This is a genomic window from Aeoliella straminimaris, assembly GCF_024054565.1.
Taxonomy (GTDB): Bacteria; Planctomycetota; Planctomycetia; order Pirellulales; family Lacipirellulaceae; genus Aeoliella; species Aeoliella straminimaris.
The window spans coordinates 245,995-255,444 of sequence record NZ_JAMXLR010000024.1; the positions used below are offsets into that span (position 1 = coordinate 245,995).

Annotated in this window: 9 protein-coding genes; 7 read left to right on the forward strand and 2 right to left on the reverse strand. The window is 60.7% G+C overall.

What is annotated here, in order from left to right; genetic code table 11:
• Positions 1–410: 410 nt before the first annotated feature.
• Positions 411–1,490 carry a HesB/IscA family protein gene (locus NG895_RS06755; protein ID WP_252851705.1) on the forward strand — a complete coding sequence of 360 codons (1,080 nt, stop codon included), beginning with the start codon at positions 411–413 and terminating at the stop codon, positions 1,488–1,490.
• Positions 1,491–1,505: 15 nt separating this feature from the next.
• Here the strand turns inward: NG895_RS06755 and NG895_RS06760 are convergent, their stop codons facing one another.
• Positions 1,506–3,233: a GH39 family glycosyl hydrolase gene (locus tag NG895_RS06760; protein ID WP_252851706.1), complete on the reverse strand. Its 1,728-nt coding sequence runs from the start codon at positions 3,231–3,233 to the stop codon at positions 1,506–1,508.
• A 183-nt stretch (positions 3,234–3,416) separates the two neighbouring features.
• On the opposite strand from NG895_RS06760, the gene corA reads away from it, so the two are divergent.
• Together corA and NG895_RS06770 are read left to right on the forward strand one after the other, a co-directional pair.
• A complete protein-coding gene (corA, locus tag NG895_RS06765) occupies positions 3,417–4,556 on the forward strand; it encodes a magnesium/cobalt transporter CorA (RefSeq protein WP_252851707.1) in 1,140 nt (379 codons plus the stop codon).
• A 66-nt stretch (positions 4,557–4,622) separates the two neighbouring features.
• Positions 4,623–4,994 carry a hypothetical protein gene (locus NG895_RS06770; protein ID WP_252851708.1) on the forward strand — a complete coding sequence of 124 codons (372 nt, stop codon included), beginning with the start codon at positions 4,623–4,625 and terminating at the stop codon, positions 4,992–4,994.
• Positions 4,995–5,062: 68 nt separating this feature from the next.
• Here the strand turns inward: NG895_RS06770 and NG895_RS06775 are convergent, their stop codons facing one another.
• Positions 5,063–5,794, reverse strand: a complete 732-nt coding sequence (locus tag NG895_RS06775; RefSeq protein ID WP_252851709.1) for a phosphatase PAP2 family protein — start codon at positions 5,792–5,794, stop codon at positions 5,063–5,065.
• A 323-nt stretch (positions 5,795–6,117) separates the two neighbouring features.
• On the opposite strand from NG895_RS06775, the gene rpmE reads away from it, so the two are divergent.
• From rpmE to NG895_RS06795, 4 genes are all read left to right on the forward strand, one after another.
• The gene (gene rpmE, locus NG895_RS06780) at positions 6,118–6,354 is read left to right on the forward strand and encodes a 50S ribosomal protein L31 (RefSeq protein WP_252851710.1); all 237 of its coding nucleotides are present in this window, start codon (positions 6,118–6,120) and stop codon (positions 6,352–6,354) included.
• Between the two features lie 94 nt (positions 6,355–6,448).
• On the forward strand, positions 6,449–7,525 hold the full coding sequence (prfA, locus tag NG895_RS06785; RefSeq protein ID WP_252851711.1) for a peptide chain release factor 1: 1,077 nt from the start codon (positions 6,449–6,451) through the stop codon (positions 7,523–7,525).
• Between the two features lie 81 nt (positions 7,526–7,606).
• On the forward strand, positions 7,607–8,515 hold the full coding sequence (prmC, locus tag NG895_RS06790; protein WP_252851712.1) for a peptide chain release factor N(5)-glutamine methyltransferase: 909 nt from the start codon (positions 7,607–7,609) through the stop codon (positions 8,513–8,515).
• A complete protein-coding gene (locus NG895_RS06795) occupies positions 8,512–9,270 on the forward strand; it encodes a DUF4261 domain-containing protein (protein WP_252851713.1) in 759 nt (252 codons plus the stop codon). The genes prmC and NG895_RS06795 overlap by 4 nt, the downstream gene beginning before the upstream one ends.
• Positions 9,271–9,450: the final 180 nt, after the last annotated feature.

Below are 9,450 nucleotides of genomic sequence, written 5' to 3' on the forward strand. Positions count from 1 at the left end.
AATCTGGCACTTCGGTAGCGCACACACCCGGTGTTCCGCCAAGGGAAAATAGCGAAGGAAATATAAAGGAGGCGGCAGAGCAATGCGCTGAGACTGCGCGCGGTCCAACGATGCGTCGAACCCATAGAATCCGCGATCATTAGCGGTAAGAAGACTGCCGGGTACATTATCGCCCAGCCTGCGCAACGAGTCGTGCCCCTGACTGATCCGCACCTTAAGCATATCAGGTGCAGCGCCAGTTGCCTAGATTCATTCCACCGACTTCGCTGGCTCGCCGAGGCGAGCATCCTGCGTTTGGTGGATGTCTTCCTCACTGCGTGCACCTCCGCCAACTTGCCGTTATACTTCCTGCAATCATGTCACTGTGAGTGGAGTCCAATTGGGGCAGAGTGCTTAAGTAGGTTCGAGTGATGAAGCTGCATTGTTTACTGGTTGTCGTTGTCTGCTTTGCCGTGTGCGGTTGCGAAAAGGCGCCGACTGTTCCCCAGCCGACGGGGCAACTGGTTTTTCAGCCGCGGTTTCAGTTTGCGGATGGGGAAACTACGCACCAGGGGACGGGCTTTGTGGTGGCAACCGCCGATGGCAAACGAGTGGGCGTGACCAGTGCGCACTTTCTCGATTTCGAGGGGGCGCCCATGGTCTCGGCCGAGTGGCTTGCGGTTCCTGACGACAGCGAGGTCTTTCAATTCACGCATTCGCTTGGTGCGCCGGGCGATGGAGGGCAGGTGGGTCCCGATGTCTTCGACTTGCGCCGCGACTATTTCATTATCGTGGGCGACGAGCCGGCTACCGTGGATTGCCAGCCGCTGGAGTTGGACGATCGTCCGCGGCCGAAAGTTAGCGAGCGCGTCTGGTTGCCCAACAAGGATGCGGATGCCCCCGAGGGCTACGAGATGGTCGCAGGATTTGTCGATGAGGTGGCCGACGAGTACATCGGCATCGAGCTGGTCGATGAGATCCAACTGCAGTCGCAAAGTGGTTCTCCCATCATCAGCCAACGCACCGGCAAGGTGCTGGGAACCTTGGCCCGTGGTGGCAGCGATGCGGGAAAAACGTTCCTGCGTTTGTGCCCTGCAAAAGACATTCTTGAAGTGATCGCGGCGAATCCGCCCACCATGAAACTGGAGCAGGCGGTTGGCGATCCCTCGCTCGCCCGGGATCCCAGCAGGACAACAGCTGCCGAGCGAAGCGTGGTGCAGCTAACCTCGGCGGCGGCCAAAGAAATAGCTCGACGTATGGAGGATCTTCCGCCCGCGCATCTGCGGTTTTCAATCGACGGTGATGACACACAGGGCTTCCGCCACGGCATGCAATTCGATGAGCAGATCGACCCGGTGGATGACTTCGTCTCCGTCAGCCACGGCGTTAACGTTGTCGTCGACCGCGCAAGTGTCCGCTACCTGGATGGCACGACGGTTGACTGGCTGGATGACGAGGAAGGAATGGGATTTCAGTTCGATAATCCAAACCTGGTACAGGACGAAGAATAGCCCGCGACTATCCGCTTACTCCGCCAACTTTCGCACCGTTGCCTTGCGAATCAAGTACTTGTTGTACTCGTTTCCGTCCGACTGCAGCAGGAAGTTGTAGCCCCAGTAGTTGACGAACTGCGGGTCGTCGATCCGGAAGCGGGCGGTGTGCCACTCTTGATTGTCGGGCACGGTGTACCAAGTGCCCGCGGTTTTGAAGCCGTCCTGCGACTCGTACACCAGTTTAAAGCCCGAGTTGTCGTTGGCCTCGTTGCGGCGAACTTCGATCGTGATTTCGATGGGCACCGAGTCGTAGCACAGGAAGCCAGGGTCGACGATAAAGGCGTTGCCGCCCGGCACGTCGCCCGCCCGAGCCGATCCGCCATAGGCCACCACGGCCTTGGCAACGTCGGCGCCTGCTCGGGTGTGCAGGCCGCGCTCGATGATCTGGTCGCCGAAGGTGATGGAAACTTCTTGCGCGTCCGAATAGTCGCCGCCCCAGTCGAGAGGGCGAGCGGCATTCGCGCGGGCGTCCTCGAGCATGGCCGCCGGTGGGGCGAGCACCAGCATCGGCGCTACGCCCAGCTGCAATTGGCGTGTGGAAGTTGCCTCGCCCGTAGTAGGGTCGACCAAGCGGACATCCTGGGAAAACCCAATTTCGGACGAACCGCCATCAGGACTCCACGCTACAAGGACCGGTTCACTGGCTCCTTGGAACGCGAAGGCGAGCGCCTGGTCGTTGGGGCGGGTCCAGCCGATGTACTGCGGGTACTGCCCAAGATGTTTGATCATCGTGGCCAGCGCATGATAGGCGGGCCGCGGGTTGCCCTCGCGATCGATCAGACCCATTGGCCCGCTATCGCCATCGCGACCTTCAAACCATTCGAGACATTCGACGCCTTGGGCAATCGACATAGTGTATGCCTTCACTAACGCGTGGGCTTGGCGATCGGCACCCGCGTCGGCGCTGGCGCCCAGTTCGGTGAAGATCACCGGTACATCCTGCTTGGCGGGATTGACGTGGGCGAGCATCTTTCGCACCACCGGCACGATGTTCATGAACACCGCCTCGCAGCCGGTGTCGTCGGCCACGCCATCGAGCACCTCGTAGGGGTGCAGCACGACGTAGTCGAAGTGATCCTTGGCCCCCGCGCGAATGACCTGCTCCAGATAGTTGACGTGCACACTCTTGGCCGCCAGGCCGATCTTGAAGTCGGGATCCACCGCCTTGGCCGCATCGTACGCCGCCACGACGATCTTGGCATAGTCCTCCGGTGTTTGGTCCTTGCCCGTGAAGTTGGGCGGCTCGTTCCAGACTTCCAGCCAATTCGTGCGTCCGCGAACATGCTGGGCTAGCTGCGTGACGTAGTTCGACCAGCCATCGAGGTTGTTCACCGGCAAATGGCCGCGGGGGTCGGCCTCGTTCCAACCGGGATTGCCGATCAGCAGGCACCCATAGCGAAAGCCGAACTCGTCGAGGTAGTCCATCTGGGCGTCGAGTTCGGTCCAGTCCCACTCGCCCGGAGCCCGTTCAAGGGCGCCCCAATCGCAATGGGGGGTGCGATGCGTCGTGATGCCAATGGCTTCCATCTGCGGCATCCACCGCTGCATGTCTTTCAAGGAACGGTTGTTGATGTAGCAGCTGCCGATGCCGAACGGGCTGAAGGGCCGATCGTGGGCCGATGGCTGTGCCGCAGCCATGCTGGCGGCGACGAGCAGTACCGAGAGAGCCTTCGCGGCGAGCCAACCAATTCGCCTGGTCATGGTGCTTTCCTTCGTGTGGAATTTGTGGCCAGCGTGCAGCAAAGTATACCGGCCAGGCGACCGCACCGCCAAACAGAGACAAAATAACGACCTGGCGAACCGCAGGTTGGCCTGCGGAGGACGGACGGAACACGTTAGAATGCCGGCAAACGAAACAAACGAACTTTCATCGCAAGGCCTGTAATGCTCCGTACGATCAAACGCCGTCTGAAGTCGATTACGCCCAGGATCCGCCGCCACACGCCCCCCGGTGCCATGCCGGGCACGATTAAGGTGAGACGCGATGCCCATCAGCCGACCATCGAATTGATTCACTATACGAATGGCAATTTCGAAGAGCGACCACTGAATTCGGCCGACGACGTGAGGCCGTATCTCGGTGCCGAAGGCGTGACTTGGATTAATGTCGAGGGATTAGGCGATCAGGCCATGCTCGAGCAGGTGGGCGAGATGTTTGGCCTGCACCGCCTGGCCATGGAAGACGTGGTGAACGTGCACCAGCGGGCGAAGGTGGAAGAGTACGACGACCATCTCTTCATTGTGGTGCGGATGCTGGCCGGCGAGGAAGAACTCAAAGACGAGCAGCTGAGTATCTTCCTGGGCCAAAACTTCCTGATCACCATTCAGGAGTTGCCGGGCGATTGCCTCGACCCGGTGCGGGCACGGTTGCGCAAAGATCGAGGGCGGATTCGCAAGGTCGGTCCCGATTACTTGTGCTACGCCATTATCGACGCAGTTGTGGACGCGTACTTTCCCATCGTCGACAGTCGCGGCGAGGTGCTAGAAGACCTGGACGACGCCGCGCCGCGGGAGCACTCGCATACCTTCATGCGGCACCTGCACAGCATTCGCGGCGAACTGATGATGTTGCGCCGCGCCATTCGCCCCCTGCGCGATGCCTTGGTGCGATTGATGCCCGACCCGATCGACCTGTTCAAGCCCGAGACGCAGCTTTACTTGCGGGACTGCTTCGACCATGTGGTGCAGTTGATGGACTTGCTCGACACCTACCGCGAAATGAGCAGCGACCTGCGCGACTATCACCTCTCGTCGATCAACCACCGCATGAACGAGATCATGAAGGTGCTAACGATCATCGCTACGGTGTTCATGCCGCTGAGCTTCATCACCGGCGTGTACGGCATGAACTTCAACACCGAGCTACCTGGCAATATGCCCGAGCTCGACATTCCCTACGCCTACGTGGTTGCGTTACTTGTAATGGTCGGCATCGCCACGGGTCTGTTCGCCTTCTTCTATCGCCACGGTTGGTTGCGGATGGAAGACTTGGGGCAAGGGGAGGATCAGCATGAACGGGAGTAATGTAGTCGTTGCGTCACGCAGAGATGCGGAATGGCGGGAGGACCCAGACAGAGAGGCGAAGTAGATATGTGGTATGCTGATGACCCCCGAATCGAACAAGTGGCCGGAATCGCTGCGCGCCATCAGTTAGCGGTCGATACGCTGCTGTTCGTGGTCGACCTGCTCCATACGGCACCTCAGTATTCCGGCGATGAACCGGGCGATGCTTACGATATGCCACGACACACTTCTGCCATGGAAGTATGCCGGGCAGTGCCGTTGTACGCTCGCGCCCTGTTTCAGAGTGAATGGAAGGTTGCCCTTCGCGACATGGGGCTCATCGACAGCAGTGATTTAGGCAAGGTCGTATACCTGCTCGTTGAAGAAAGGCAGCTGGAAGCGGAGGCCGGCGACCGACCGGAAGACTTTGATGGTGTGTGTCGCTTTGTGGATGCGTGACTTCGCTGCCCCCCGTCGATTCTCTTACGGCATTCTGAGAGCCCACTCGGAGGGTAAAGATGTCTACCTCACTCCGCCTGCTGTTCAATCATCCCGCGGCGCTCCAGCCAGTAGGCCACCACCCAGCAGGCGAGGGCCCAGGCGGCTCCCAGGGTCCAGCCGGCCAGGACGTCGGTGGGCCAGTGGACGCTCAAGTAGACGCGAGAAACTCCTACCGAGATGGTGAGCACCACCGCAATGGCCACCAGGTAGACACGCAGCTTCCTTTTCTCCTGATAGCGGGCCAGCAGTGCGCCGAGCGTCAAATACACGGCGGCCGACATGCTGCTGTGGCCGCTGGGGAAGCTGGCGGTGTAAACCTTGTCGCCGTGGGGAAACAGATCGGGACGCGGGCGGGCGTAGAACCACTTGAAGGTGGAGCTCAGCACCAGTGCCCCCACCACCGCCACCAACACATACAGCACGGCCGAATGCTTGCCCTGAAGCCACAGGAATCCGCAAGCCGCCACGGTTACTCCGCTCAAGACAGCCACCGAACCAAGCGCCGTAACGTCGCGCATGGCTTCCTCCAGCCACGACGGTCCTAGCGGGTTGTCGGCATCGTTCCCCTCGCGGAGCGACAGCAGTACCGCCCGATCGAATTTCTCCAGGTCTCCTTCGGCCACCTCGTCGGCCAGTTCGACAAAAGCCCATATGGCCAGGGCCACCACCAGCAGCACCGCAATGGGAATCCACTCGGCGTGCCGGAGTTTTCGGGCGGAGTCGATGGCGTGCTTCAGGAGTTCGCGAATTCGAGACATAAGCGAATGTTAGCGAACCGAGCGGCGGGAGGAAGCGGGGTGCGGCCGGCGTTTTCCCGGTCCGGACGTGGAGCGTCCGGCGCTGGAGGTGGAGGGGGGAATCGGGAAGGCGGGAGAAATGAGCGGTTTTCTCCTATTTTCCGGCTGGTCAAATCGTTCTGAGGCTCTTGTCCAAGTGCCCGGTGGCCGATAAAATCAGGGATTCCCTGTTGTGGCAGATTCTCTGCCGGGCGGGGTTCGACCAGCAAGTAGGTTGCTCGCACACCGCGGGCGAAAGACATAAAACCCACAGTTTCGGCTGTACCCCTGGAGTCGCAAACGCCATGAAAGAAGGCATTCACCCCAACTACGTCGAGACGCACGTGCATTGCGGTTGCGGCAACACCTTCACCACTCGCAGCACGCGTCCCGAGTTGAAGGTCGACATTTGCAGCGCTTGCCATCCGTTCTTTACGGGCAAGCTGAAGTTCGTCGACACGGCCGGCCGGATCGAGAAGTTCAAGAACAAGTTCTCGAAGGCGGGCTACGCGAGCCTCACCCGCGGCAAGAAAAAGAAGTAGCTGCTGAACCGATGCGGCTGGCGCTCCTCGTGCGCGCCGGCCTAGGTGCGCTATCGGTTCCATCTGTCCAGCTACTCCATCCCAAGCCGCTACCATGCGCGATCTACTGGAAACCAAGCTCGCTCGATTCGAGCAACTCGAAAAGGACTTGGTCGACCCGGAAGTCCTCACGAATTCGGACCGTTTGGCGCAAACCGCGCGAGAACATGGTGGGCTTGCCAGGTTGGCGGGAAAGTACCGCCGCTTCAAGGAACTGGTCGACCAGATTTCCGACGCCCGCGAGATGGTCGAGACCTCGGGCGACATCGAGATGCGGGAGCTCGCCGAGGCGGAAATCGAGACCTTGCGGGAAGAACGCGAGGAACTGTGGGACGAGCTTCTCGGGCTGACCATCGGTGGCGACGATGCCAACCGCACGCGGTGCATCATGGAAATCCGCGCCGGCACTGGCGGCGACGAGGCGGCATTGTTCGCCCGCGATTTGTACGAAATGTACAAGCACCACGCCGAAGCGAAGAAGTGGAAGGTCGAGATCATGGACCACGCCGCCACCGAGCTGGGCGGGTTCAGCCGAATCATCCTCGGCATGGAGGGGGAAGGCGTTTATCGCGAACTGGCCTACGAAAGCGGGGGCCATCGCGTACAGCGCGTGCCCGAGACCGAAACGCAGGGCCGGGTGCACACCTCCGCGGCCACGGTTGCCGTGATGCCGGAGCCCGAAGACGTGGAAGTGGAACTGAAGCCGGACGACTACCGGCTCGATAAGTTCTGCGCCAGCGGCCCGGGTGGTCAGCACGTAAATAAGACCGAGTCGGCCGTGCGGCTCACGCACCTCGAGACGGGCATTGTCGTGCAGTGCCAGGACGAAAAGAGCCAGCATAAGAATCTGGCCAAGGCGCTGCGTGAGCTGAAGAGCCGTATCTACGATCACCGCCAGCAAGAAGAAGCCCGGAAACGGGCCGACGAGCGAAAGAGCCTGGTGGGCTCCGGCGATCGCAGCCAGCGGATCCGCACCTACAACTTTCCGCAGAACCGCCTGACCGATCATCGCATTGGTTTGAACCTGTACAAGCTGGATCAAATCATCGCTGGCGACCTGCAACCGGTGACCGACGCCATGATCGAATACGACCGCCAGCAACTCCGCGACTCGATGGAAGGATTGGAGTAAGGCTGTCGGCCGTCGGCTATTGGCTCTCGGCCAGATATATTCCGGAGCCGAAAGCTGACAGCCGAAAGCCGATAGCCAAACATGTCCACGCCGGTAGAAGCAAAACCTGATCCCGACGCCTGGACCATCGGCCGGTTGCTGAACTGGACGACCGATTTCTTTACGCAGCGGGGGGTCGAGTCGGCGCGGCTGGAGGCCGAGGTGCTCTTGGCCCACTGCCGAGGCTGCCAGCGAATTCTGCTGTATACCGCTTTCGATGAACCCGCCTCCGAGCAGTTGCGCGAAAAGTTCCGCGCGCTGGTTCGCGAGCGGGCGGCCGGAAAGCCAGTGGCTTACTTGGTGGGCAAGCGGGAGTTCTACTCCCACGATTTCGAGGTCACGCCAGACGTGTTGATTCCCCGGCCCGAGACCGAGTTGTTGGTCGTCGGACTGCTGGACCACGCCAAAGAGCAGGGGAGGGCGGCCGAGCCACTGGCCCTTGCGGACGTCGGCACCGGCAGCGGCATCATTGCCATTTGCGCCGCAATGAACCTGAAAGCAGCCCACGTGACCGCGCTCGACCTGAGCACCCATGCCTTGGAGGTCGCCCAGCGAAATGCCGAGAAGCATCACGTGGCAGAACGCATTGAGTTTGTCGAAAGCGACTTGTTCGCGGCCGTGAACGATGGCGTGACGTACGATTTCATCGCTTCGAACCCGCCCTACATCACCACCGCGGAGTTGGCCGAACTCGACAAATCGGTGAAAGACTTCGAGCCCATGCTGGCGCTCGACGGCGGCGCTGAAGGCACAACGGTCGTCGAGCGACTCATCGCCGAGGCCACCACACGGTTGAAGCCAGGCGGCATCTTGATGATGGAGATCAGCCCCATGATTGCCGCCCGTGTCGAACAGTTGGTCACCGATTCGCCGCTGGAGAAGCTCGAAACCTTGAAAGACCTGGATGGCCACGCCCGCATTGTGCAGGCACGGCAGAAGGGGGCGGCATGACCAGTTCCACTTGGTTGGCATTGATTGCTCTCGACGCCGCGGAACTACCCGACCCGGCGGCCGTGCAGGCGCGGTGCGATGCAATGTCGCCCGATACGGCGTCGCTGGAGCTTTCGAGCCGCACCGACGCGATGGCCACCTTCCAATGGGGCGAGGCCACCATCGCCTACACGCTGGTCAACAAGCCAATCCCGGCCGACCAGTTCGCCGGCCCCGCCGCCCGCGCTTGGTACTGGCCCGATGCAGTCCAGCAACTCGGCAAGCACAAGGCGCACCTGATCGTGGCCCTGGTGGACGAAAGCCGCGACCGCATCGCCAAGAGCATGAAACTCACCCGCTTGGTGGCATCGCTGCTGCCCGAGTCGCGCACTGTTGGCATGCAATGGGGCGGCAGCCGCGCGGTGCACGAGCCCGGCGCGTTTTGCCAGGTCGCCCAGCAGATGTCGCGCGAAGACCTGCCGCTGCACTTGTGGATCGATTTTCAGGTGGAGGGCAACAACCAGGGCGGCTTGCGACTCTACACCACCGGGCTGGCGGCGTTCGGCAAACGCGAAATCGAAATACCGAACTTCTTCGGCGAGCCACAGGCGCTGTTGAACCACGCCTACAACCTGGCTCACTACCTGCTGGAGAAGGACGCCAACATCAAAGACGGCGAAGTGGTCGGCCTGCCTGGCGAGATTCAGGTCACCGCCCGCGATACCACCACGTTTCTCGAAGGCGACCAACCCGTACTGGCGTTCGAATTTGAGTAAGCGAGCGGGGGCCGTCAGGCCCGTGGTCGTGTGGAATTGCTCGCCAACTTGCAAGCAAGTAACTCAAGTCATCCTGAAGGAGCCTAAGCGACTGAAGGATCTACGTTGCGCTTCTGGTCCGTCTTCTTTGATAGCCACAAAGAAGATCAAAAGACACAAAAAGGGGAGTGGAGCAAGTCT